We start from the raw sequence: 23,763 nt of genomic DNA, 5'->3' as shown, positions 1-23,763 counted from the left end.
AATAAATTACGCAGATGTATTCACTTTACGATGACTAAAGACGTAGCAAGGGAGGTGTCACAGGTTTGGTAAGCAATGAACTCATCGTCAGCCTAGATATTGGAACTTCAAAAGTACGCGTCATGATCGGCGAGGTAAATAACGGTTCCATCAACATCATCGGAGTCGGACAGGCACACTCGGAAGGCATTAAAAAGGGTGTGATCGTCGACATCGACCAAACCGTGCATGCCATCCGGGAAGCTGTTGACCATGCCGAACGCATGGTCGGGGTATCGATTGACGAAGTGTACGTCGGTATCACAGGAAACCACATTGAGCTGCATGAAACCCAAGGGGTTGTCGCTGTATCAAGCGAAGACCGTGAAATACGAGATGAAGACATCCAGCGAGTCATTCAGGCAGCAAAGGTTGTTGCCATACCGCCTGACCGGGAGATCATTGAGGTCGTGCCGAAAGAGTACATTGTAGACGGGCAAGGCAGCATAAAGGACCCGAGAGGCATGATCGGTGTCCGTCTGGAAATGGAAGGAACGATTGTCACAGGGTCCAAAACTGTCGTACATAATATCGTTCGTTGCACGGAGCGGACAAATCTTCGTGTAGCTGGCATTTTTCTCCAGCCGCTAGCCTCCAGCACGGTGGCTCTCTCCAAGGATGACAAAAACATGGGCGTCGTTCTGGTTGACATCGGTGCAGGCTCTACCACAATCGGCGTGTTTGAGCAGGGAAAACTTGCAGCAACGACGGTAATTGGCATCGGGGGCGACCATATTACAAACGACATCGCTTTAGGACTTCGGACCCATTCGGATGTAGCTGAGCGAGTCAAAACGAAAAATGGTTGTGCCCTGATTGACGAAGCGTCTGAGGATGTAAAATTCAAGGTAACCCGTATTGGCAGTGATGTGGAGAAACAGTTTACTCAGGTGGATTTGGCCAATATTATTGAGCCGCGCGCAGCGGAGATTTTCAACCTCGTGGAAGATGCGGTCTACAAGCTGGGTTTCCATGATGAAGTTGCCGGCGGATACGTATTGACTGGCGGCACGGTAGCGATGCCAGGCATGCTGGAGTTGGCAAAAGAAGAGTTGGATGCGCCGGTGCGCGTCGCGATTCCTGATTATATCGGGGTACGAGACCCTGCCTATACGACGGGCGTGGGTTTGATCCAGTACGCCTTGCACCAGATAGAGCGTCGCAGCGTACGCACGGCCCCTCCGTCGTTTAAAGGCGGGCCGAAGCCTGCATCGTCGGCCTCCAAGCCGAAGGAAGGCGGCGGCTTGATGGAAAAAGTGAAAAACTGGTTCAGCGAGTTTATATAACCGCCTGAAACCTCAAGACTCCGAATACGGTGAATCGGCTGATGTTTACGAACATTGCCCGCGTGGAATATGTATTTGCGGGCAGTGAACCGCACAACCAACCGGCTTCACCACACAGAAGCTTTTCTCATGTTGAATTGGGGAGGACTAGCAAGATGCTGGAATTTGATATGGACATGGAATCCTATGCGCGAATTAAAGTGATTGGTTGCGGCGGTGGCGGTAGCAACGCGGTAAACCGTATGATTGCCGGAGGTTTAAGAGGAGTAGAGTTCATCACTCTGAACACTGACGCGCAAGCTTTGCAACTCTCCAGTGCTGATATCAAGCTGCAGATCGGAGAAAAATTGACTCGCGGATTGGGTGCAGGAGCCAATCCGGAAATCGGCAAAAAAGCTGCGGAAGAAAGCAGCGATTTGATCGAACAAGCCCTGCGCGGGGCGGACATGGTGTTCGTGACGGCAGGAATGGGCGGCGGCACGGGTACAGGTGCTGCGCCGGTTGTGGCGGAAATTGCAAAAGAACTCGGCGCTCTGACGGTCGGAGTCGTGACTCGCCCGTTTTCCTTTGAGGGCCGGAAGCGCTCCATGCAAGGCGAGCAAGGGATCGCCGCGCTAAAAGAAAAAGTCGATACGCTGATCGTCATTCCAAATGACCGCTTGCTGGAAATCGTGGATAAAAACACCCCGATGCTGGAGGCGTTCCGCGAAGCGGACAACATCCTGCGTCAAGGTGTGCAAGGGATATCTGACTTGATTGCCACTCCAGGTTTGATCAACCTGGATTTTGCTGACGTTAAAACGATTATGACCGAACGCGGCTCCGCATTGATGGGGATCGGCGAGGGCAGTGGCGAAAACAGGGCGGCAGAGGCAGCGCGCCGCGCGATTTCCAGCCCGCTGTTGGAATCGTCCATTGACGGTGCCCGCGGGGTTCTGATGAACATCACCGGAGGCACCAACCTTAGCTTGTATGAGGTAAACGAAGCAGCTGACATCGTTTCGTCCGCAGCTGACCCGGATGTAAACATGATTTTCGGTGCAGTCATCAATGAGGATTTGAAAAACGAAATCGTCGTTACAGTTATCGCTACAGGCTTTGAGGACTTCCAGCGCCAAAGCGGGGGGCAACGCCGGGTGCAGCAGCCTGTTCAGACCGGCAATCGTCCGACGCCTATCTCCAACACGGGATCGAGCCGGGCGAAGGAGGAGGAAGAAGAAAAGTCCTTCTTCTCGATGAGCAATTTGGACAACCTGGACATCCCTGCCTTCCTCCGCAACCGCCGTCGCAACAAAAAGTAGTTCGTGTGTTGTCAAAAAATAGGGATATGCTCGAAAACCTTGTTCCATTACGGAGCAAGGTTTTTTTGTGCTTGCGCGGGCGCGGGTTAGAGATAGCCTTCTCCGGTTCTCCCTCGATACGAATGGGAATGTCCGTCGTCAAAAGTCGTCACTCCGGAAAAATCGTGGTAATGCCCCCCGCCGGGAAGCGGGATTGGAGGACCGGTCCATCCGCCGAATCGGTGCACATGTCCGTCATCGTAGGAAGTGACCCCCTCGTAGTAGTGTAGATGTCCTCTCCCGGCGCCTTGATAGGGCGGTGAGGTTCGGCCTCGGACTTGATGACGATGACGGTCGTTTACACTCGTCCGTGTAGAATAAAAGTGGATATGGCCTGGGATATCGGCAAAACGGACAAACTCGATGTCATGGCTGTGGGGCTGCTTGTTTTTTCTGCTCAATAGAAAGCACCCTGCCTTTCTGATGGGTTTTTTACATCAGATGCAGACAGAGCCGTTTCGGAAACCGGGAGTTCGCCCAGAGGACCCAAATTCTTCTACAAAAAATCCGAAAAAACACGGTCAAGAATTGACAGACTTTACATACACATTGATATATACTGGCCTTGGTCGGTAGGGTTAACCGGCAGAGATAGGGTCGACCCTCCGGGGAGGCCGGGAGCGGCCTGGTCTTTTCGGGATCGGGGGTGATAACGGAGTGATCGTCTATCTCGATATCATTCTACTCCTCAACTTTGCCATTGATACCTTGCTGCTTTGGTTTACGGCATATTTTCGCAAAGAGCGGGTGCGGTGGCGGAGGATTTTTCTGGCATCTTTGTTTGGGTCAACCTATCTGGCCTTCTTTTTCTTTCCAGCTTTTGCGCCTATGTATCAATGGGCCGTAAAATTGCTGTTTTCCGTCATCATGCTGTGGATTGCCTTTGGCCGAAGAAGGCTGCTCGGATTTTTGCATAATGTCATCATCTTCTATTTCGTGGCTTTTGTCTTCGGCGGAGGAGTGCTTGGACTCCAGTATTTTCTCTCGACACAAAGCGAGGTCGTAAATGGCCTGGTCACTGTCCACAATGACGGCTTCGGCGTCGGCTTTACCCCCACACTGGGAATTCTTTTGGCTGGTTTTGCCCTCGTTTTCTTCCTGAGCAGACAAAGCTACGGGGCCATTTCGCAGCCGCGACGAATTGAAGCTTTTCTCGCAGAAGTCAGGGTGACGCTCGCCGGAGAAACCGTCCTGTGCAAAGGACTGGTCGATACAGGAAACCAACTGCATGAGCCGATTACCCGAACGCCAGTAATGATTTTGGAGAGCAGTCTGTTTGCCCACATCCTGCCCGAAGCGCTGGTGAAACTGATTGAAAAGAGCGAAGGAGCTGTCGAGCAGATGGACGGGGTGTGGGCAGAGCTGCCTCTTTTGTGGCAGTCGCGTGTAAGGCTCGTGCCGTATCGCAGCGTTTCCAGCGGGATGAGCTTTCTGATCGCGCTTAAACCAGACGAAGTGCTGATCGTACAAGACGGCAACCGCTGCGTTACCGAGAAAGTGCTGGTAGGTCTCAACCCGATTCCTTTGGCTGCAGACGGACAATACCAGGCCATCGTACATCCCGCGTTGATAGAGACCCCTTTCCAAGAAGAATACGCAGTACGCGAACAGGAGGGCTAACGAAAATGTATGTAAAACTTCGCCTACAACTACAATTACTCTGGTACCGTTTCCTGCTGTGGACTGGTGCACGAGCCGAGGAGATTTACTACATCGGTGGAAGCGAGGCCCTTCCTCCGCCGCTGACCAGAGAAGAGGAAGAGATACTGCTCGGCAGATTGCCTTCCGGCGATCCTGCGGTGAGGGGCATGCTGATTGAGAGAAACCTGAGGCTGGTTGTCTACATTGCACGCAAATTTGAAAATACCGGGATCAACATCGAGGATCTGGTCAGCATCGGCACCATCGGGCTGATCAAGGCAGTGAACACCTTTGATCCCGAAAAAAATATCAAACTGGCCACCTACGCCTCGCGCTGTATCGAAAACGAAATTTTAATGTACCTGCGCCGGAACAATAAGATCAGGTCAGAGGTTTCCTTCGACGAACCGCTGAATATCGATTGGGACGGCAACGAGCTGCTGCTGTCGGATGTCCTCGGCACCGAAAACGACACCATTTACAAGAATATCGAGGACCAGGTGGACCGCAAGCTGTTGAAAAAAGCGCTCGACAAGCTGACCGAGCGTGAGCGCGTCATCATGGAGCTGCGTTTCGGTCTCACAGGCGGTGAGGAAAAGACTCAGAAGGATGTTGCCGATCTGCTCGGCATTTCGCAGTCCTATATTTCCCGTCTGGAAAAGCGAATTATAAAACGGTTGCGAAAAGAATTCAACAAAATGGTGTAACGCATATTTTCCCAATCGAGGGAGATACTGTTCCTAAACCGTGCCAGAAAGTGGTCCCGCCACTCTCTCGTCCGGGTACGCGTCAGAACGCGGCCTTTCAAGACAACCGGGTTAGGAACTTTTTTCTTGCTTCGAGGAGGGAAAGACGTGACGCGCAATAAAGTAGAGATATGCGGGGTAGATACCTCTAAGCTTCCCGTGCTGACCAACAAGGAAATGCGGGAGCTGTTCGAACGCTTGCAGGGCGGGGAACTGCCAGCGCGGGAAAAGCTGGTCAACGGCAATCTGCGATTGGTGCTGAGCGTCATTCAGCGATTCAACAACCGCGGAGAGTATGTTGACGACCTGTTTCAGGTAGGGTGCATTGGGCTGATGAAGGCCATCGACAACTTTGATCTCGGGCAGAACGTGAAGTTTTCCACCTATGCCGTGCCCATGATCATTGGGGAAATCCGCCGCTACCTGAGGGACAACAACCCGATTCGCGTTTCACGGTCTTTGCGGGATATCGCCTACAAAGCGCTGCAAGTGCGGGACAACCTGACCAACAAGCATTCGCGAGAGCCCACCATTATGGAAATTTCCGAGGAACTCAATGTTCCAAAGGAAGACGTCGTATTCGCGCTGGATGCCATCCAGGACCCGGTTTCCCTGTTTGAACCGATTTATCAGGACGGCGGCGATCCGATCTATGTGATGGATCAGATCAGCGACGAGAAGAACAAGGACGTCATCTGGGTAGAGGAAATTGCGCTTCGCGAGGGGATGCAGCGATTAGGCGAGAGGGAAAAAATGATTCTCTCGATGAGGTTTTATGAAGGGAAGACACAGATGGAGGTAGCCGAGGAAATCGGCATCTCCCAGGCACAAGTCTCCCGTCTGGAAAAAGCGGCGATCGCCCACATGCAAAAACACGTGCAATCGTAACCTGATCAGTTTGTCCAAGCCCTGCGGAGCGGCACTGCGGGGCTTTTTCTTTTGCGCCGGATTTCGGACATAATCGCCCGCCTGCTCATATAATGAAAGGGAAGGGGAGAAAAGTAGGTGAGGAGCAGATGGTCAAGATTTCCGATTTCCAGACCAAAGAAGTTGTCAACATCTTGGACGGCAAGCGGCTTGGACAAATATCCGACCTGGAAATAGACCTTCGCCACGGGAGGGTAGAGGCCATCGTCGTCCCCGGACCGGGTAAATTTCTCGGTTTTTTTTCATCGGGCAATGATTATGTCATCCCTTGGCGCAACATTGTGAAAATCGGGAAAGACGTTGTGCTTGTGAGAGTAGAGGAGACGCTTCGCGTAGACGTCAAGAGCAGCCCCGAGGATGAATACCGCTCGTAGAAAGGCGTAAAGAGAGCCTTTCTTTTCTTTTGGGCTATGGTATGATTAGCCATAGAAAAGAGAGTCCAGCGCGCGAATGGACAAACCAGGGTTTTTCGACGGTTTTATCACGAAGGAAGAGGTGGCGGCATGAGCGAACCATTTGTTGGACATACAGGGAAAGCAGGACTTCGGCTGAAGGAGTGGGAAGACGCGTTTCCCGGGCTTGTAGCGGGCTTTACCACTCGTTCCGGCGGAGTGAGCGAGCAGCCTTACGGATCGTTTAACATGGGGCTGCATGTCGGCGACAGCTCGTCCCACGTGATAGCCAACAGAAAGCGGCTTGCCGAGGAGCTGGGCATGACCTTCGAAGCATGGACCTGTGCAGACCAGGTTCATGGCAGCAAGGTGTGCGAGGTGGCTGCTGGAGGCGCAGGCAGAGAGAGTCTCGAAGACGTCATTGACGAAACGGACGGCTTGTTTACAAATAAACGAGGAATCTTGCTCACATCTTTCTACGCGGATTGCGTGCCTCTTTACTTTCTTGATCAAAAGACCGGAGCGATCGGGCTTGCCCATGCCGGCTGGAAAGGGACCGTTTCGCGCATTGCCGAGGAAATGGTGCGTTCTTTTGGGCGACACTATGGAACAAAGGCGGAAACCGTGAAGGTCGCGATCGGTCCGGCCATATGCGGGCGCTGCTACGAGGTTGATGAACGGATCATCGAGCAAGTGCGGGCGTCTGCCCAAAATTGGGAGAACGCCGTAGAGAGTCGAGAAAATGGACACTATATGCTGGATTTGCCTACGCTCAATCAGGAGATTTTGACGGAATGCGGAATAGTGCCCGAAAACATAATTCGAACGCAGTGGTGTACGAGCTGCCGTACCGACCTGTTCTTCTCGCACCGGAGGGAAGCGGGACGTACAGGGAAAACGGGAAGGATGGCCTCCTTTATCGGATGGCGGATCGTGTGAAATAGAGTTTTGTTTGGAAAGGAAGTAGAAAAAATGACGAGCGAACAGGAATTGCTGAAAGAAAGATTGGGTCGGATCGAAGAGAGAATAGCGGCTGCCTGCAGCCGCTCCGGACGCGACCGCGGCGACGTGAAAATCGTCGCGGTTACGAAATATGTGGACAGCGACACGATCGGCGATTTGCTCCAGGTCGGCGTAGAGCACATCGGAGAAAACAGGGTTCAGGATGCCATGCCCAAATATGAACAGTGGGGAGATCGCGCAGTTTGGCATTTTATCGGTCACCTGCAAACGAACAAGGTCAAAGAGGTCGTCGGACGATTTGCGTATATTCATTCTCTGGATCGCCTGTCGCTTGCCCGGGAAATCGACAAGCGGGGAGAAGCGTTGAATCATGTCGTTCCCTGCTTTCTGCAGGTAAATATTTCCGGAGAAGAAACAAAATTTGGCCTTAGTCCCAATGACGTATTGGCTTTTTTGCGCGAAACCAGTAATATGAAACATATAAGGATCGCGGGATTGATGACCATGGCGCCTCATGTCGAAAATCCGGAAGAGGCCCGGCCTGTATTTAAAGGTCTGCGAGAATGGCAAGAGCGGATCAATGAATGGAAGTTTCCGCACGCGGAAATTACAGAGCTGTCGATGGGCATGTCCAACGACTTTGAAGTAGCGATTGAAGAGGGAGCTACATATATTCGGCTGGGTTCTGTACTGGTCAAGCCGGACTAATCGACCATTCGCGAGGGGAGGATTGCTATGAGCGTTATGAATAAAATCAAGGGATTTTTGGGATTGGAAGACGAGGAATACTTCGAAGAGACGGTAGTAGAGGAACGCGAAGAGCAGGAGCCTATTGCCAGACGACAGCAAGCATCGCGCATGAACAATGTCGTTCCTTTTCAGACACGGGAGAAGGAGGGAATCCGTTTGATCCTCTGCGAACCCCGCCAATACAGCGATGCTCAGGATATCGCCGACAATCTGCGCCACCGCCGACCAGTCGTGGTAAATCTGCAACGGGTGGAAAAGGAGCAAGCAAAACGGATTATCGACTTTCTCAGCGGCACCGTATATGCGCTGAACGGCGATATTCAAAAGGTAGGAGACTACATTTTTGTTTGCACGCCCGATCACGTTGACATTCAGGGTACCATTTCCAGCGTGGTGGAAGAATAAAAGACTGTTCGGCAATCCTTCCCAATCGGTAACGTGAAGCTTGCTATTTTGAACAGGATAAAAAGGGTGAGTGAATGACAACCATTTTGTTTACGATTATTGATTTTGCCTTTACGGTATACCAGTTTATGGTGATCGCTTATGTCCTCATGTCCTGGGTGCCGCAGATGAGAGAAACGGGAATCGGCCAGCTGCTGGAGAGGCTGGTGGAACCGTACCTGGCTCCGTTCCGCCGATTCATTCCAACGCTCGGCTTCATCGACATTTCTCCGATCGTGGCTTTGATTGCGCTGAATTTTGCCCATAGCGGGTTGCGGGCGATCCTCATCAAACTGATGTATATGTAGGAGCCGGTCAAATGAGTGTATACGACCATTTTCGAAAAGAAGAACTTCCCTTTGTGGAACGGGCGCTGGAAATGCTGACGCTGGCAGAGCGTAAGCAGGCCATGCGCCTTACTGATTTTCTGGACCCGCGGCAGGCCGCAATCGTAAAGAGCCTGACGTCGCAGGTGCAGGACGTTTCGGTGACCGCAAGCGGCGGCTATGAAGGCGCGGAGCGGGTACGTGTACTGATCCACCCCGACTACCTGACACCGGAGGCGGAGGAATTTCGCCTGACCTTGCTGCACGTCGCAGCCGATCAGAGGTTTCACCGGCTGGAGCACAGGGATGTGATGGGAGCGCTGCTTCATGCAGGTTTGAAGCGGGAAAAATTCGGGGATATGATCGTGGACGAGAACGGTTGCTTTGCCGTAGTTGCAGAGGAGGTGGCTGACTTTATCCGTACTCAGGTAACCCATATTCACCGTACGCCCGTCGCCTTTGAAAAAGTGGAATGGTCCGCCTTTCAAGCGCCGCCAGTGCGCTTTCAGGAAAAGACCATCACCGTCCCCTCCCCGCGTGTCGATGCGGTGATTGGCGAGGTGTACCATCTGTCACGGGCCAAGGCTGTAATCCCGATCCGCGCGGGCCGTCTGAAAGTGAATTGGAAAGTGATAGACGATCCGTCGCATCTTCTGCAGGCCGGAGACATGGTTTCTCTCGCCGGTTCGGGGCGCTTCAAGCTGCTCGAAGTGGCTGGAGCAACGCGCAGTGGTAGGATACGTATGAATATCGGCTTGGTTACATAGAATCTATAGCAGGGTTAAAAATTTGCAAAATCCGGCAGGAAATGATGCGCAAGCTGTCGAAAATGTCAGTACGATTACTCGGAAGAAGTGGGGGGTACATGTGCCTTTAACGCCATTAGATATACACAATAAAGAATTCAGCACAGGATTCCGCGGTTATAATGTCGACGAAGTGAACGAATTTCTGGATCAGATCATCAAGGACTTTGAGCTCCTGATCAAGGAAAAGAAAGAGATGGAAGAGCGCATCGCCATACTGAATGAGCGTGTGGATCACTATAAAAGCCTGGAAGAAAACTTGAGCAAGTCCATCCTGGTCGCGCAGGAAACGGCCGAAGACGTAAAATCGAACGCACGGAAAGAAGCCCAGCTGATCCTGAAAGAAGCGGAGAAAAATGCCGACCGGATCGTCAACGAAGCGTTGGCAAAGTCCCGCAAAATCGCAATCGAGATCGAAGAGTTGAAGAAGCGGGCGTCTGTCTATCGGATGCGTTTCCGTACCCTGCTCGAAGCCCAACTGGAGATGCTGGAGAATGGCGCCTGGGACGATATCGAACAAGCAGATTCGACTTCCGCGGTCCTTGCCGAATAATTCATTGACGCAAAGGCTATGATGGGACTATAATTTATTGAAACTTTTCTTTACAACTATACATTCGCTGACAAACGATGATCGGGACGAGTAAGCGTTCGAGCACAGCTTAGAGAGCCGGTGGACGGTGAAAACCGGACTGCTGCTTGCCGCTGAAAATCACCCGGGAGTTCAATAACCGAAAGACTGCCTGCGACGGTGTGCAGCGGTCAAGTAAGTGAGCGCGTCATTCCCGTTACGAATGAATCAAGCGGAACAGCGCTTGTCCGATTTATTCGGCTAGCAGCTGTTCAATCAGGGTGGTACCACGGGAGCTTTTTCTCGTCCCTACTGGGGATGAGGGAAAGCTTTTTTCTCGTGTAGAAAGGTTTGTTTGGCTTTACAGGCAAAAGTCATCATTTCGCAAACTTTTCGAAACGCATAAAGAAGAACGAGTTTCTTCAAGAGGTCTTTCGTTTGCATGAACCTTTATATTTTTTTGTAGGAGTGAATCAGACTATGGATTACAGCAAAACGCTGGCACTGCCAAAAACTGATTTTCCCATGCGTGGAAATCTTCCAGCCCGTGAGCCAGATATGCAAGCCAAATGGGACGAGCTGAATATTTATGAAAAAGTGCAGGAGCGGACAAAAGGACGCCCGAGCTTCATTTTGCATGACGGTCCGCCTTACGCAAACGGCGATATCCACATCGGCCATGCGCTGAACAAGGTATTGAAGGACTTTATCGTTCGCTACAAATCAATGGCGGGCTTTTGCGCCCCGTACATCCCAGGCTGGGATACCCACGGTCTACCGATCGAACAGGCGATCATCAACGCCCAAGGGCTGGATCGCCGCAGCATCGAAGTCAACGACTTCCGCAAACGCTGCGAAGAGTACGCCTGGAGCTATATCGACAAACAGCGGGACCAGTTCAAGCGCCTCGGTATTCGCGGTGACTGGGAAAATCCGTACGTGACCTTGCTGCCGGAATACGAAGCTCGCCAGATCAGGATCTTCGGCGAGATGGCGAAAAAAGGCTACATCTACAAAGGACTGCGCTGTGTGTACTGGTCTCCATCCTCGGAGACGGCGCTTGCTGATGCCGAAATCGAATACAAGGACAAGCGCTCGCCATCCATCTACGTCAGCTTTCAGGTGCAGGACGGAAAAGGCAAGCTGGATACGGAAACGGGCGTCGTGATCTGGACGACCACGCCTTGGACGATTCCAGCCAACCTGGCGATCTCCTTGCATCCGGAATTGGAGTACAGTGTGGTCAAAGCCGACGGACGCAAATTCGTGCTTGCGGGCGGACTCTTGGAAGCGGCCAGCAAAGAAATCGGCTGGGAAAGCGTAGAGGTGCTGGCCACCTATAAAGGCCAGGAGCTGGAAGGCGTCGTAACCAAGCATCCGTTCTACGATCGCGAGTCGCCGATTATCCTCGGCGAGCACGTAACGCTCGACGCCGGTACGGGTTGCGTTCATACCGCTCCAGGACACGGGGAAGACGACTTCGCTGTCGGCCAAAAATACGGTCTCGGCGTGCTCTGCCCGGTGGACCACGAAGGAAAAATGACCAAAGAAGCTCCAGGCTTCGAAGGGATGTTCTACGAAGATATCAACAAGCTGGTCACGGAAAAGCTGAATGAAACAGGCGCGCTCTTGAAGCTTGGCTTCATCACTCACTCGTACCCGCATGACTGGCGGACGAAAAAACCGGTCATTTACCGTGCGACAGAACAATGGTTTGCTTCGATCGATGCATTCCGTGACAAAATGCTCGATGCCATCAAAAACGTACAGTGGATTCCGCACTGGGGCGAAACCCGTCTGGCGAACATGATCGCCGACCGCGGAGACTGGTGCATCTCCCGCCAGCGCGTCTGGGGCGTTCCGATCCCGATCTTCTATTGCAAGGATTGCAACGAGCCGATTATCAATGACCAAACGATTGAGCACATTTCCGAGCTGTTCCGCAAAGAAGGCTCGTCCGTCTGGTTTGCGAGCGAGGCAAACGAGCTGGTGCCGGAAGGTCTGTCTTGCGGCAAATGCGGCTGCACGGAATTCCGCAAAGAAACAGATATTATGGACGTATGGTTTGACTCCGGCTCCAGCCATGAAGCGGTATTGAGGGAGCGCGGACTCAGTTGGCCGGCGGACATGTACCTGGAAGGTTCCGACCAATACCGGGGCTGGTTCAACTCCTCGCTGTCCACGGCCGTTGCCGTATACGGTACAGCACCATACAAGGCGGTATTGAGCCACGGCTTCACATTGGACGGGGAAGGACGCAAAATGTCCAAGTCGCTCGGCAACACCATCGTGCCGCGGGAAGTCATCAACAAGCTCGGTGCGGACATTCTACGTCTGTGGGTGGCTTCGGTCGATTACCAGGCCGACTCGCGCATCTCTGACGCGATCCTCAATCAGATCGCCGAAGTGTACCGCAAAATGCGCAATACGTTCCGCTTCCTTTTGGGAAATCTGGACGGCTTTGATCCGGCGAAGGACCGCGTAGACTACGAGCAATTGAGCGAGCTGGATCGCTACGTCCTGGCCAAGGCTGCGCAAGTAGTCAAGCGCGCCCGCAAGGCTTACGACGAGTACCAGTTCCACACCGTTTTCCACGCCGTCCACAATTTCTGTGTCATTGATTTGTCTGCGTTCTATCTGGACATTTGCAAAGATCGTCTCTATGTGGAAGCACCGGATAATCTCAAGCGCCGTGCAGCGCAGACCGTGATGTACGATTGTCTGATGAATCTGGTGAAGCTGGTCGCGCCGATCCTGCCGCATACGGCAGATGAGGTTTGGAGCTTCATCCCGGGTGTAACGGAAGCAAGCGTTCAGCTGACGGACATGCCGGAAGCAAACGAACAGCATCTGAGCTTCGCGGCGGAAGCGCTGAGCAAATGGGACGCATTCCTCGCTGTCCGCGACGAGGTGCTGAAGGCGATGGAAGAAGCCCGCCGGAACAAAGTATTCGGAAACTCGGTAGACGCCAAGCTGGCGCTCTATCCGCAAACGGAAGAAGTGGCAAGCATCCTGGCTGCGATGGAGGATCTGGCCGACTTGTTCATCGTTGCCCACGTCGACCTGCACCCGTTCGGAACGGCTGCTCCTGCGGAGGCGGCTGCGTTGGAAGGAATCTCTGTCCTGGTAGCTGCCGCAGACGGCGAAAAATGCGAACGCTGCCGCGTCGTGAAGCAGGATGTTGGTGCGGACAGCGCACATCCGACCATCTGCCAACGCTGTGCGTCCGTAGTCAATGAGCATTATGACCATGTAACGGAGTAAATGGTCCTACGATCAGTCCGTTGATCACTAACCTTTTTTCATCTGAGTCGCCCAAGTCGCACAGACTTCGGGCGACTTTTTTGATTGTGAATCGAATCCTGTGGAATCGTTCAGCGACTTTCAAGCGCCAGGCTTGAAGGATTTGCTCTCACGAAGAACCAGCTGCTTACAGGGCTTCATTTAAAAGGAACCTTTTATGAGAAAACAGGCACTTGCCTTATAGTAGGTCGGCCGAAGACAGCCGGGGTTAATTTGTACGGCGAATAGACATACTACCCTTCAGAGATAACAAAGGAAGGACGGTGTCATACGTGGACGAGCAGAAGCTGGCGCACTTCAGGGTAAGGCTGCTGGAGCAGAAGAAGGAACTGGAGGATCGGGTGCAGGACCACTATGGAATGCGCGAACCGATGTCCACTTCCCTACAGGAATTTTCCATGTACGATAACCACCCGGCCGACATCGGCAGTGAAATGTTTGAGCGGGAAAAGGACCTGGCTTTGGACAGCTTGGACAGGGAAACGCTGAAGGAAATTGATCAGGCGCTAAGCAGGATGGATGAGGGCAGCTACGGCGTCTGTACCGTATGTGGACAGGAGATACCACAGGAGCGTCTGGAGGCGCTGCCCCAAGCCCAGACGTGCAAGGAACACGCACCCGCCCCGAACCTCAATGAGTCGCGCCCGATCGAGGAGGAATTTCTCCAACCGCCATTCGGACGCACTTCTTTGGATGAAAAGGAGGGGCAAAATGGCTTTGACGGCGAGGATGCCTGGCAAATCGTGGAGGCGTGGGGAACCTCCAGCACTCCATTTTCCTTCGTGGACAACGACAAGACCGATTACAAGGAAATGTATATCGAAAGCGACGAGCCGGACGGGTTTGTCGAGGCTGTGGAACAGATTGGCTACACCGATATTCACGGCTATCACGGACCGGAGAGCGTCAAATTCATGCGCAGCGGCACGTATGAAGAGTACATGCGGAAAGGCGAAGGAAAAGGGCAGTTTCTGAATTACGAGGATGCCCTGGAAGAAAGAGCGGAGCGAGAAGGACGCAATGATTTGTTGTAACTCGGGAGGATTTCCATGCAGATCGCACGTGTAGAGACATACCCCTTGCTCTACAGGCTTGGGCAACCGTATGGGGACGCAAACGGGTACAAAAAATACCGGACCTGTTACCTCATCAGGGTCATCACCAATTCCGGAGCAGAAGGCTGGGGAGAAGCGGTCGACTGGCTGCCCACTTTGGAGAAAGGCTTTTCCGAGCGAATCATTCCTTTTTTACTCGGAAAGCGGGCGACAGACCGGTTGTCCATCGTCTCCACCATCGCAAAATGGCATAAACGGGCTGCGGTCGCCGTGAGCATGGCCCTGACCGAAATTGTCGCCAAACAGGCAGGACTGTCATTGTGCGAGCTGTGGGGCGGGGCGCTTCATGCCTCTATTCCGGTCTACGCCTCCTTTCAGTCGTACAGCGAAAGAGAGGACTGGCCGCTTCACTCCGTTCGCCTCGTGGAAGCTCAAATTAACGCCGGTTTTCGCATGGTCAAGGTGAAAGTTGGAGGCAGGTGCTGGCATGAGGACCGCAGGCACATCGAACGGCTGAAAGCCTCGATTCCCGACAGTGTTCAAGTGGCGCTTGATGCCAATCAAAGCTATGATCTGGCGACAGCGCGAAAGTGGGAGCAGGTCTTTTCCCGCTACGGCAATTGGCTGTGGATGGAAGAGCCGATGCCTATGGAAAGGACGGAAGAATACGTAAAGCTTCGGGCGCTTCTTTCGGTTCCTTTGGCTGGCGGTGAAAATTTGATTGCCTGCCATCAATTTTTACCTCTTTTGAAAAAAGGGGCCGTTGACATGATTCAACCTGACCCTGTGCATTCGGAAGGAATAGACAGCTATCGGGACAACCTCCAGATGGCCCGGAATTTTGGCCATCGGGTTTCCCCGCATGTTTACGACGGCTCCCTGGCACGCCTTTATGCCATCTGTTCCCAGGCTTGTTTACCGGCCTGGAGCAAAATGGACGGCGACAAAATCGAGCCTGTCGAGTGGGACGTTATGGAGAATCCGTTCACGGAATTATTCCCGATAGGACAGAAAAACGGACTTGCTGTCGTACCTGATGGCGTCGGTATTGGTGTCGAGCCGGATTGGAGAATCATAAACGCGTTGCGCTGGGACGGCAGCGCATACGTGTAAATACGGGGAGATAGACATGGCGCAAAACACAAAAAATCTGGTTGGTCTGACTGGCATCCCGCTGGTCATGGTGCTGGGCAATTCAATGCTCATTCCTGTTTTGCCCACGATGAAATCGAAAATGGATCTGACTGCCCTACAGACGAGCTTGCTGATCACCGCTTTTTCCATCTCTGCGGGTATGGTCATCCCGCTTGCCGGCTATTTGTCGGACCGGTTCGGACGCAAGATCGTCATTATCCTCTCGCTTATCCTGTATGGGGCAGGCGGCTTGCTGGCCGGTCTGGCGTCGCTCTGGTGGGACAAGCCGTACATGATGATCATGCTCGGTCGCGTTTTGCAGGGGATTGGAGCGGCAGGGACAGCTCCCATCGCGATGGCGATGGCCGGAGATTTATTCAAGGGAGCTTCCGAGAGCCGTGCCCTCGGGCTGATGGAGACATCCAATGGGCTTGGAAAGGTGCTCAGCCCGATTTTTGGCTCACTGCTGGCGATGATTGCCTGGTATATGGTGTTTCTGGCATTCCCCATCATTTGCGGAATGGTCTTGCTGCTATTTCTGTTTTTTACCAAGGAGAAAAAACAGGAAAAACAGCAGTTGCCGGTCGGCCAATATCTTCACTCCATCGGTCAAGTCTTTCGACAGCATGGCCGCTGGCTGATTCCGGCCTTCTTTATCGGGAGCATCTGTCTGTTTACGCTTTTCGGGGTTTTGTTTTATCTGTCTGATCTCCTGGAAGAAAAGTATAAAATCGACGGGCTGCTGAAAGGCGCATTTTTGGCGATTCCGCTCTTGGTGATGAGCATTACCGCTTACATTACCGGACTGATTATCAAGAAAAAGCTGGGGCTCATGCGCCTGTTTGTCATCATCGGGATGTTCCTGCTCGCCACATCCTACGTGATCGCCAATTTTGTGAAGGGCGCTTATGTGCTGACCGGTGTGCTGATCATCGGAAGCGTCGGGACGGGCATGATCCTGCCCTGCCTAAACAGCATGATCATTGGAGCTGTCGAGAAGTCGGAGCGAGGCATGATTACCTCTCTGTACAACGGGGTCCGGTTTATTGGGGTTGCTGTCGGGCCTCCAGTCTTTACCTGGCTGCTGGGTATTTCCAGAAGCGTGATGTTCCTCTCGATTGCGGGGCTGGCTGCGTTGTTTGGAGTAGTGGCGATTTTCTTTTTAAAGCCGAAGCAAGCGGCCGCCGAGGGAGCCTCGGATCAGGCGTCGGAAGAGGAGGAGGGCGTCAAGCAAACGAAGGCGATGCAGCAGGTGGCGGAGATTCTCGGAATTCAGCGGGAGAGCGAAGAGGACAAACAGCGGGTAGAAGCGATACAAAGGTACGGTTTTGATCCCAATGATTTAATGGACGCCTTGTTTAAAAACAAAGACAGAAAAAACAAGGAAAAAAGCTGACAGGCATCCACCTTCGCTTTGGAGATGCCTGTCTCTTTATGTTTTCCCGGAAATCAGGAAAGGGTGGCCTCTTACGTACTGAAGCGTCAGCGGGTAGACGTCATCGTACATATACCGGCTAAAGGGCTTTTGTCCTTTGACCGCTTCAGGGATTTCATCAAACCAGATTACCCCTTCCACATCGGTTCCTGTCGGATGCTTTTCCAGAAGGAGCACCCGGGCGATGTAGATATCCTTTACCATTTTACCGCCAACCGTGTACTGGCCGATCCGTTCGATGGCCTCCAGGACCGCACCTGTCTCTTCAAAGGTCTCCCGAACGGCGGCTGCCAGGCTCGTTTCGCCAGGCTCCACTTTCCCTCCCGGCAGCTCAACGCCGCGTGTCCGATGTCGGGTAAACACCAGCTTTCCGTTCCAAAAAGGGAAGATGAGGACGTGTTTGGCTGTACGCTGCCGAAAAACAGCCGGGTCAAAAGTGAGGGTAACTGCAGCGCCGAAGTCATCGACGAATTCATGCATGCTTTACTGCTCCTTCAATTGGAGTGAAATGTGTTTGACTGCCTTCATCGCCTGGCCTGCTGCCAAAGACAGACTGGCATACTTCGGGCCGTTGGTGACATCGCCGATCGCGTAAATCCAGTCGGTTTCCTCGATCTGTTGATACGGATTGGTCCGGAAACAGCGGTCGCCATCCTTGCCGACAAGGCTGTCCAACCCGCGCACGTTTGCGTGAACGCCAATTCTGGGCAGGATGCGATCGACCTGCAATACGGAAGGAGTGTCCGGACGAGCAGAGCGAAGGGACAAAACGGCTTTGCCATCCCGCTCCAGGCATGCGGAGACTTCCGTTTCCCAGAGAATGGACAGCGAAGGAATCGCGGAGAGCCGCTCTCTCCACTGCGGACGTGCCCGCATATGCGCCCCTCTGACCAGGAGGTGGACGGTACGGGCATAGCGGGCCAGATTATAGGCGCTTTCTGCCGCCCGATCGCCGCCCCCGATGACAGCGATGTCCATTCCGGCGACGGCTTCCGCTTCTGCGGTAGTGGAAAACCGGGGAGCCAGCACGTTTGAACATCCGGCCAGGGCAGGAATTTGGTTGGGGCTTACCCCAGTCGCAACGATCAAATAGTCTGTTTGATAGGCCGTTCGATTGGTCGTTGCTCTTCGCTGGGAAACATCGACGGAGGTCAGCGTTTCATCAAACCTGCAGCGCAGGCTAAGAAGGGCTCGATGTCCCTCCAGCTCTTTGAGCAACGTCGTCCCATTTTCGTAGACATACGGAGGAAAATCCCAGATTTCATTGTGGATTTGCTCCAGCTGACCGCCTAATCGGTTCGTTTTCTCGATCAAGATACAGGACAAACCGAGACGTTTACACCAGATGGCGGCCGCCATTCCCGCAATGCCGCCACCGACGATGAGCACCTGTACTTGTTCCACACGAAGTCCCCCCTTCCTAAAAAGAGACTGTCGAACACCCTCTATAATAAGCTTTCTATGACGTCCCAGACAGTTTTAGACTACCCCTTTCGGCGGGCGAGCGCAAGAGTGTGAGTGTTCTGCCAGGCCGGGATCAAGATGTACAAACCGTAGGCAAAGACCACCCAAACGGAGAAGGACAGCACCTGCTCATCGCTCATATGCGGGAAAAAGAGGGAATGATTCGAAAGGGAGACGCTGTCCAGCAATAAGCCTACAGCTGTTCCGATCATCCCGAAGCGGACGAGGCCGTACTTTGACGGATCAATCAGGCGGTAGCCGAGGCCCACCAGATACAAAGCAGCGGCCGTGACCGTTTCCAGTCCGAGAAAGATGGGGAAAAACAGGTCGTGCGTTACGCTGACCAGCACGTGATGGCCAAAGTAACGGAAGAACAGCGTCACCAGCATCCAGACAATCACGCCGGAAACGGTCGGGGTCCCCCATTCGCGTGTAGACAGATTCATGTTTGCTCTTCTCCTTTCCGTCCAACGAGGTATCGAATGACCTGGGCGAGGTCGGCGTATGCCTGGTCGGCATCAAAGGAGGGGGACAGCAGCGCCTGCAAGGCGAGCCCGTCGATCCACGCATTGAACAGCGTAGCCCAGCGTTCGGCGGGAATGTCAACCAGTTCTTCGTTCTTCGCAAATCTTTTCACGGCCATGCCCAGTGCTTTGTTTTCCAGCTCTTGCAGAGAGGCCAGCTCTTTTCCCAATGTCTCCTGATAAATGCCGGCGGCGATCAGCGAGAAGTAGACGCGATGATAAGGGGAGTCGTGTGTACAGCGGCTCCGTGCGGAAGCGAGCGCTTTTTCCAGAATTTCTTCCCCTTGACCGGCATCATCCAGGAGGTTCTTCCAGGAATCCTGGCACATTTCTTTAATCAGCTCGAGGAGCAGCTGTTCTTTGTTGCGAAAATGGTAGTACACGGTCCCTTGAGTGACACCTGCTCCTGTCGCGACAGCTTTCAGAGTAAGCGCCTGGATCCCGTGGCTTGCGATCACATCACGGGCAGATTGGAGCAATTCCTGCCGGGAAATGACATTCGGTTTGGCCATACGTCACCGCCTCCAAGGCTTTATTAGTTAGTTAGATGACTAACTCAAATGCACCACCCATGATAGGAGAAAAAAAAGCCATCGTCAAGCATCCTTCTCCAAAGTTTTACAAAATCTCTTCCGGGTATGGTAGAATGAGACATAATTTTACAAGAACAAATACTTCTCTGTCTTTTCAAGGAGTGACTTAGATGATGGGGAATACCCAGAAGAACGAAGTGCCGACGTCAAAGCAGAGACGGGCCAAACGAAGCAAAAAGGGTCTCAAGCTGTGGCTCCTGTTGACCGGCAGCATGCTTCTGCTGGCCTGTATTATCGGTGGGGGGTATGTCCTCTCCAAGCTGGACGAGACACTGACAGAGGTAACCGAGAACCCGTACAAACTGCCGGATCAGCCTGCAGTCGAGCAGCATTACGAAGAGAACAAGTCCCTTTCCGTCCTGATCATCGGGACGGATACGCGGCAAAATATCGGCATGCTGAACACGGATGTACTCATGCTGGCAGTCGCCGACCCGGATGACAAGAAGGTGAGCATGGTCTCGATTCCGCGCGATACGCGGGTAAAGGTGCCCGGCTACCCGGAATACCACAAAATCAACGGGGTATTCGCCATTGGGGAAGGGCTGAGACAGCGGGCCGAGAAAAAGGGCGAACCCGTGACCGAGAACGGCGTTACCATCCTGAAAAAAACGGTGGAGAGCATGTTTGGCATTCCGGTCGACCATTATATTCTGCTTGACTTTGACGGCTTCAAGGCTGTTGTCGACAAGCTGGGAGGCGTTGAGGTAACCGTCGACCGCGAATTGGTGTACGAACTTCCCCGCGGAGGTGTCTACCGGACGCTGAGGCCGGGAAAACAGGTGCTAAACGGGGAGCAGGCCCTCGGCTACGTCCGCCATCGAGTGGACAGAAGGGGAAGCAAGTACGATTCCAGCGATTTCGACCGGAACAGACGTCAGCAAGAGGTGATCAAGGCGGTAACCGACAAAATGACGTCCGCTGACGGACTGGCGAAGGGCTTGGCTGTTTTGGAAACGGCCGGCAAGCATGTGAAAACCGATTTGTCCAAAGAGCAAATCAAGGGCCTGGCCATGGATTTCAGCAATTTCTCCTCGCAGAACATCGCTTCCCTTGATAACGGGGCGCTGTGGGATTCCCGCTTGCTGTATACGCTGTGGCCACGGGAAAACATGAACGAGGTCCGCCGCATATTGCAAACGGAACGGGGCGAAAAGTCCGAAATGGCACTCAGCGATGCTGCCATCGCGGAGGTGGCACGTGCGGAGCCTCGCAAACCGTCGGGAGCAGCAAAGCCCGCTGCCAGCAGCGGAAGTCATGCAAAGACACCTGCTTCGACTCCAGCAAAACCGGCCGCGGGTACAGAAAAGCAAGGAGCCGCCTCGAAGCCTGCGAAACCATCTGGAAACACGCAGCCGGATGCCCATACCGGCCCGGAAGACGGGCAGGGCGGCATTGCTCCTGTCCCGGATACGGGAGGGGGACAGCCGGCAGGCATGCCTCCGCCCGACATCGTCAATCCGCAGCAGTGGGTACCGAATACCCCTTCAACGGACGGATAGCAGCGGGCAGCAGACAGAACGCGGAGAGGGCAAGAGCAGGCTGCACCAAAGCGGTACAAAAACGAACCAGATGCGAGAAACGGGGGGCAGGAGACTGCCTCCCTTTTGCGTATTCCTGTGCTCGCAAGGAAGGAAGCGGATAGTGTACAATGAACGGAAACAAGCTTTTTCAATAAAATCATGTGGGAATCGCATAGGGAGAACGTAGAGATGAAGGTTGTCATAGCAGAAAAGCCGGACCAGGCGATGAAGCTGGCCGGTCCCTTTACGCATAGAAAAAAGCAGGGATATTTGGAGATCGCCCCCAACCGCCTGTTTCCCCAGGGAGCGCTCGTCACATGGGCCATCGGCCACATCTGCGAGCTCGTTCCCCCGGAGTCGTACAATCCGGCCTGGAAAAGATGGACGCTGCAAAGCCTGCCGCTGATTCCGGACTCTTTTCGCCATCAGGTGACGCGGTCCAAGGCCAAGCAATTTGCCGTCATCAAGCAGCTCCTGAGACGACCCGATGTCCGCGAAATCATCCACGCGGGCGACGCGGGGAGAGAGGGCGAGCTGATCGTCAGGACGATCATCGAGCAATGCGGCGTGAAAAAGCCGATGAAGCGCCTGTGGATTTCCTCTTTGACCGAGAAGGCCGTCGTCGCGGGCTTCGAGTCGCTTCTGGACGAGACCCAGACGCAAAACCTGTACCGGGAAGCATACAGCCGCTCCTGTGCGGACTGGCTGATCGGCATGAACGCCTCCCGTGTCTACACCATTCTTTTGAAGAATAAAGGAATCAACGATGTGTTTTCGGCGGGTCGGGTTCAGACCCCGACGCTTGCGCTGGTCGTCAAGCGCGAAAAGGAAATCGCCGCCTTCAAGCCCGAACCGTTTTGGGAAGTGCTGGCCACCTTTCAGATGGACGGCAAGAAGTACGAGGGCGTCTGGCAAAAGGACGGGCAGTCCCGTATCAACGAAGCGGAGATGGCAGAGCGAATCGCCGCTTTTTGCCGCGGGAAGTCGGCCCGCGTGCAGGAGGTGAAGCAGGAACGGAAGGAGTATTTGCCCCCCTACCTGTTCAATCTTTCGGCATTGCAGGCGACAGCCAACAAGCTGTACAAGTTCTCGCCGCAAAAGACTTTGGAAGTGGCTCAAAAGCTGTATGTGAAAGGGTATCTTTCTTATCCGCGTTCCGATTCCAGCTTTGTCACCTCGGAGGAAGCCCGCACCTTTCCCGATATTCTCGCAAAGCTGGCAAAGCAGCCCGCGTTCAGCGGTTATTTTCCGACTTCGAAGACCTCGATCGCGGGGAACGCCCGCTATGTCAACCAAAAGAAAGTGACGGACCACTACGCGATCATCCCGACGGAGCAGGTGCCGACTGTCGCCAAATTGTCTGATGAAGAGCGCAAAATTTACGACCTGGTCGCACGGAGGCTGATCGCCGCCCACTGCGAGAGCGCGCTGTTTGACTATACGACCGTACTGACATTGGTAGAGGGGCGGGCCGAGTTTGTCAGCAAAGGAAAGGTGCAGGTGCGCGCCGGGTGGCGAACCGTGCTGTTTGACCAGGAGCAGGACGGGGACGATGAGGTCCTGCCGCCGCTCGCAGAAGGCGAGGAGGGCAGCGTGCAAAAGGTCAAGGTAAAGGAGAGCAAGACACAGCCGCCTAAGCGATACACCGAAGGACAGCTGATCACCTTGATGAAAACCGCCGGCAAGCATTTGGACAATCAGGAGCTGGAGAAGGTCCTGATGAAGACGGAAGGCCTGGGGACAGAAGCGACCCGAGCAGGGATCATCACCATGCTGAAGCAGCGCAAATACATCGAGGTGAAACGGAATCAGGTGTTTGCCACGCAAAAAGGGATTCTTTTGATCGAGCTTATCGGAGACAAAATTCTCGCCTCCGCTGAAATGACGGCGCGGTGGGAACAGCGGCTGGCTGAGATTGGCCAGGGGCAGGCGTCCGCACAGGCATTTATGGAGCAGGTAAAAAAATTGTCCCACAAGATCGTTCAGGACGCCGTGGAGCAATCAAAAGAGTGGAGCCTGGAAAACTACGACGTCCAGGCGATGCCCAAACAGACTTCGCGGTTCAGGCTCGGCAAAAAGGTGGCAGCCTGCCGGGTGTGCGGCGGCGATCTGGTAGACAAAGGAGATTTTTACGGCTGCAGCAACTACCAGAAGACGAAATGCGGCGTGACCATCTCCAAGCTGATCATGGGCAAGAAGATTACCGAAACCAATGCCAAAAAGCTGATGGAACAGGGCAAAAGCAACAAGATCAAAGGCTTCAAAAGAGGGCAGGCAAGCTTTGACGCCTACCTGGTCTGGGACGATCAGGAGAAAAAAGTGAAAGTCGAACAGGATTCGTAGGACCAGCGTCCCGACCTTGTCGGAAGGTTCGAGCGCAGTGAAGAATTCTTCGCAGCCTCGATTGTTTTGAAACTTCTTTTGGCTTCACCCGTACCTATATAATAGAGAGGTACAGCGTCAAAAGTTGTATTTCCAAGTTCCTTAATCGAGGAGGAAAA

Annotated in this window: 23 protein-coding genes and 1 other annotated feature; of the genes, 18 read left to right on the top strand and 5 right to left on the bottom strand. The window is 53.5% G+C overall.

The features are described from left to right. Nucleotides 1-65 precede the first annotated feature (65 nt). Together ftsA and ftsZ are read left to right on the top strand one after the other, a co-directional pair. Complete coding sequence (ftsA, locus tag Q3F21_RS04645) at nt 66-1,325, top strand: cell division protein FtsA (protein WP_340250300.1); 1,260 nt, start codon at nt 66-68, stop codon at nt 1,323-1,325. Between the two features lie 155 nt (nt 1,326-1,480). Continuing rightward, a complete protein-coding gene (ftsZ, locus tag Q3F21_RS04640) occupies nt 1,481-2,626 on the top strand; it encodes a cell division protein FtsZ (protein ID WP_340250299.1) in 1,146 nt (381 codons plus the stop codon). 86 nt (nt 2,627-2,712) lie between these two features. On the opposite strand, the gene Q3F21_RS04635 is transcribed toward ftsZ, so the two are convergent. Continuing rightward, nucleotides 2,713-3,066, bottom strand: a complete 354-nt coding sequence (locus Q3F21_RS04635) for a YmaF family protein (protein ID WP_340250298.1) — start codon at nt 3,064-3,066, stop codon at nt 2,713-2,715. A gap of 256 nt (nt 3,067-3,322) precedes the next feature. Between Q3F21_RS04635 and spoIIGA the strand changes: the two genes are divergently transcribed. The 14 genes from spoIIGA (at nt 3,323) to Q3F21_RS04565 (ending at nt 17,119) form a co-directional block, all read left to right on the top strand. After that, complete coding sequence (spoIIGA, locus tag Q3F21_RS04630; protein ID WP_340250297.1) at nt 3,323-4,285, top strand: sigma-E processing peptidase SpoIIGA; 963 nt, start codon at nt 3,323-3,325, stop codon at nt 4,283-4,285. A 5-nt stretch (nt 4,286-4,290) separates the two neighbouring features. Further along, complete coding sequence (gene sigE / locus Q3F21_RS04625; protein WP_340250296.1) at nt 4,291-5,013, top strand: RNA polymerase sporulation sigma factor SigE; 723 nt, start codon at nt 4,291-4,293, stop codon at nt 5,011-5,013. Between the two features lie 147 nt (nt 5,014-5,160). Beyond that, nucleotides 5,161-5,940 (top strand): RNA polymerase sporulation sigma factor SigG, encoded by a 780-nt coding sequence (gene sigG / locus Q3F21_RS04620; RefSeq protein ID WP_340250295.1) that lies wholly within the window; start codon nt 5,161-5,163, stop codon nt 5,938-5,940. 128 nt (nt 5,941-6,068) lie between these two features. After that, nucleotides 6,069-6,353, top strand: coding sequence for a YlmC/YmxH family sporulation protein (locus tag Q3F21_RS04615; RefSeq protein WP_340250294.1), 285 nt, complete (start codon nt 6,069-6,071; stop codon nt 6,351-6,353). 129 nt (nt 6,354-6,482) lie between these two features. Continuing rightward, nucleotides 6,483-7,310 (top strand): peptidoglycan editing factor PgeF, encoded by an 828-nt coding sequence (gene pgeF / locus Q3F21_RS04610; RefSeq protein ID WP_340250293.1) that lies wholly within the window; start codon nt 6,483-6,485, stop codon nt 7,308-7,310. Nucleotides 7,311-7,343: 33 nt separating this feature from the next. Further along, nucleotides 7,344-8,042 (top strand): YggS family pyridoxal phosphate-dependent enzyme, encoded by a 699-nt coding sequence (locus tag Q3F21_RS04605; RefSeq protein ID WP_340250292.1) that lies wholly within the window; start codon nt 7,344-7,346, stop codon nt 8,040-8,042. 27 nt (nt 8,043-8,069) lie between these two features. Beyond that, nucleotides 8,070-8,489: a cell division protein SepF gene (locus tag Q3F21_RS04600; protein ID WP_340250291.1), complete on the top strand. Its 420-nt coding sequence runs from the start codon at nt 8,070-8,072 to the stop codon at nt 8,487-8,489. 74 nt (nt 8,490-8,563) lie between these two features. Further along, complete coding sequence (locus tag Q3F21_RS04595) at nt 8,564-8,836, top strand: YggT family protein (protein WP_340250290.1); 273 nt, start codon at nt 8,564-8,566, stop codon at nt 8,834-8,836. 11 nt (nt 8,837-8,847) lie between these two features. Further along, a complete protein-coding gene (locus Q3F21_RS04590) occupies nt 8,848-9,621 on the top strand; it encodes an RNA-binding protein (RefSeq protein WP_340250289.1) in 774 nt (257 codons plus the stop codon). A gap of 100 nt (nt 9,622-9,721) precedes the next feature. Continuing rightward, nucleotides 9,722-10,213 (top strand): DivIVA domain-containing protein, encoded by a 492-nt coding sequence (locus Q3F21_RS04585; protein WP_340250439.1) that lies wholly within the window; start codon nt 9,722-9,724, stop codon nt 10,211-10,213. 68 nt (nt 10,214-10,281) lie between these two features. Then, nucleotides 10,282-10,545 (top strand) — a binding site (T-box leader). Nucleotides 10,546-10,711: 166 nt separating this feature from the next. After that, complete coding sequence (ileS, locus tag Q3F21_RS04580; RefSeq protein WP_340250288.1) at nt 10,712-13,495, top strand: isoleucine--tRNA ligase; 2,784 nt, start codon at nt 10,712-10,714, stop codon at nt 13,493-13,495. Between the two features lie 311 nt (nt 13,496-13,806). Beyond that, nucleotides 13,807-14,568 (top strand): TraR/DksA C4-type zinc finger protein, encoded by a 762-nt coding sequence (locus Q3F21_RS04575; protein WP_340250287.1) that lies wholly within the window; start codon nt 13,807-13,809, stop codon nt 14,566-14,568. A 15-nt stretch (nt 14,569-14,583) separates the two neighbouring features. Then, nucleotides 14,584-15,702, top strand: coding sequence for a mandelate racemase/muconate lactonizing enzyme family protein (locus Q3F21_RS04570; RefSeq protein WP_340250286.1), 1,119 nt, complete (start codon nt 14,584-14,586; stop codon nt 15,700-15,702). Nucleotides 15,703-15,718: 16 nt separating this feature from the next. Then, the gene (locus tag Q3F21_RS04565) at nt 15,719-17,119 is read left to right on the top strand and encodes an MFS transporter (protein WP_340250285.1); all 1,401 of its coding nucleotides are present in this window, start codon (nt 15,719-15,721) and stop codon (nt 17,117-17,119) included. Nucleotides 17,120-17,155: 36 nt separating this feature from the next. Here Q3F21_RS04565 and Q3F21_RS04560 read toward each other — a convergent pair whose 3' ends face one another. The 4 genes from Q3F21_RS04560 to Q3F21_RS04545 all read right to left on the bottom strand — a co-directional run bounded on the left by Q3F21_RS04560 (nt 17,156) and on the right by Q3F21_RS04545 (nt 19,658). Continuing rightward, a complete protein-coding gene (locus Q3F21_RS04560; protein ID WP_340250284.1) occupies nt 17,156-17,638 on the bottom strand; it encodes an NUDIX domain-containing protein in 483 nt (160 codons plus the stop codon). 3 nt (nt 17,639-17,641) lie between these two features. After that, nucleotides 17,642-18,562 (bottom strand): NAD(P)/FAD-dependent oxidoreductase, encoded by a 921-nt coding sequence (locus Q3F21_RS04555; RefSeq protein ID WP_340250283.1) that lies wholly within the window; start codon nt 18,560-18,562, stop codon nt 17,642-17,644. An 80-nt stretch (nt 18,563-18,642) separates the two neighbouring features. Next, entirely contained in the window at nt 18,643-19,068 is a 426-nt protein-coding gene (locus Q3F21_RS04550) for a hypothetical protein (protein WP_340250282.1), read from the bottom strand. Next, nucleotides 19,065-19,658: a TetR/AcrR family transcriptional regulator gene (locus Q3F21_RS04545; RefSeq protein WP_340250281.1), complete on the bottom strand. Its 594-nt coding sequence runs from the start codon at nt 19,656-19,658 to the stop codon at nt 19,065-19,067. Before Q3F21_RS04545 ends, Q3F21_RS04550 begins: the two co-directional genes overlap by 4 nt. A 191-nt stretch (nt 19,659-19,849) precedes the next feature. On the opposite strand from Q3F21_RS04545, the gene Q3F21_RS04540 reads away from it, so the two are divergent. Both Q3F21_RS04540 and Q3F21_RS04535 read left to right on the top strand, forming a co-directional pair. Continuing rightward, complete coding sequence (locus Q3F21_RS04540) at nt 19,850-21,241, top strand: LCP family protein (RefSeq protein ID WP_340250280.1); 1,392 nt, start codon at nt 19,850-19,852, stop codon at nt 21,239-21,241. A gap of 210 nt (nt 21,242-21,451) precedes the next feature. Next, nucleotides 21,452-23,605 carry a DNA topoisomerase 3 gene (locus Q3F21_RS04535; protein WP_340250279.1) on the top strand — a complete coding sequence of 718 codons (2,154 nt, stop codon included), beginning with the start codon at nt 21,452-21,454 and terminating at the stop codon, nt 23,603-23,605. Nucleotides 23,606-23,763: the final 158 nt, after the last annotated feature.

It is taken from the genome of Brevibacillus borstelensis (assembly GCF_037834415.1).
In the GTDB taxonomy this organism is placed as follows: domain Bacteria; phylum Bacillota; class Bacilli; order Brevibacillales; family Brevibacillaceae; genus Brevibacillus; species Brevibacillus borstelensis_A.
This window is presented reverse-complemented; position numbering and strand designations above follow the sequence as displayed.

Excerpts from the sequence above, each read along its gene's own strand:
- Q3F21_RS04545 (WP_340250281.1), bottom strand. The coding sequence starts at position 19,658 with ATGGCCAAACCGAATGTCATTTCCCGGCAGGAATTGCTCCAATCTGCC.
- ftsZ (WP_340250299.1), top strand. The coding sequence starts at position 1,481 with ATGCTGGAATTTGATATGGACATGGAATCCTATGCGCGAATTAAAGTG.
- pgeF (WP_340250293.1), top strand. The coding sequence starts at position 6,483 with ATGAGCGAACCATTTGTTGGACATACAGGGAAAGCAGGACTTCGGCTG.
- sigE (WP_340250296.1), top strand. The coding sequence starts at position 4,291 with ATGTATGTAAAACTTCGCCTACAACTACAATTACTCTGGTACCGTTTC.
- Q3F21_RS04565 (WP_340250285.1), top strand. The coding sequence starts at position 15,719 with ATGGCGCAAAACACAAAAAATCTGGTTGGTCTGACTGGCATCCCGCTG.
- Q3F21_RS04560 (WP_340250284.1), bottom strand. The coding sequence starts at position 17,638 with ATGCATGAATTCGTCGATGACTTCGGCGCTGCAGTTACCCTCACTTTT.
- Q3F21_RS04590 (WP_340250289.1), top strand. The coding sequence starts at position 8,848 with ATGAGTGTATACGACCATTTTCGAAAAGAAGAACTTCCCTTTGTGGAA.
- Q3F21_RS04615 (WP_340250294.1), top strand. The coding sequence starts at position 6,069 with ATGGTCAAGATTTCCGATTTCCAGACCAAAGAAGTTGTCAACATCTTG.
- Q3F21_RS04595 (WP_340250290.1), top strand. The coding sequence starts at position 8,564 with ATGACAACCATTTTGTTTACGATTATTGATTTTGCCTTTACGGTATAC.
- Q3F21_RS04570 (WP_340250286.1), top strand. The coding sequence starts at position 14,584 with ATGCAGATCGCACGTGTAGAGACATACCCCTTGCTCTACAGGCTTGGG.
- Q3F21_RS04550 (WP_340250282.1), bottom strand. The coding sequence starts at position 19,068 with ATGAATCTGTCTACACGCGAATGGGGGACCCCGACCGTTTCCGGCGTG.
- Q3F21_RS04605 (WP_340250292.1), top strand. The coding sequence starts at position 7,344 with ATGACGAGCGAACAGGAATTGCTGAAAGAAAGATTGGGTCGGATCGAA.
- ileS (WP_340250288.1), top strand. The coding sequence starts at position 10,712 with ATGGATTACAGCAAAACGCTGGCACTGCCAAAAACTGATTTTCCCATG.
- Q3F21_RS04540 (WP_340250280.1), top strand. The coding sequence starts at position 19,850 with ATGATGGGGAATACCCAGAAGAACGAAGTGCCGACGTCAAAGCAGAGA.
- Q3F21_RS04600 (WP_340250291.1), top strand. The coding sequence starts at position 8,070 with ATGAGCGTTATGAATAAAATCAAGGGATTTTTGGGATTGGAAGACGAG.
- Q3F21_RS04535 (WP_340250279.1), top strand. The coding sequence starts at position 21,452 with ATGAAGGTTGTCATAGCAGAAAAGCCGGACCAGGCGATGAAGCTGGCC.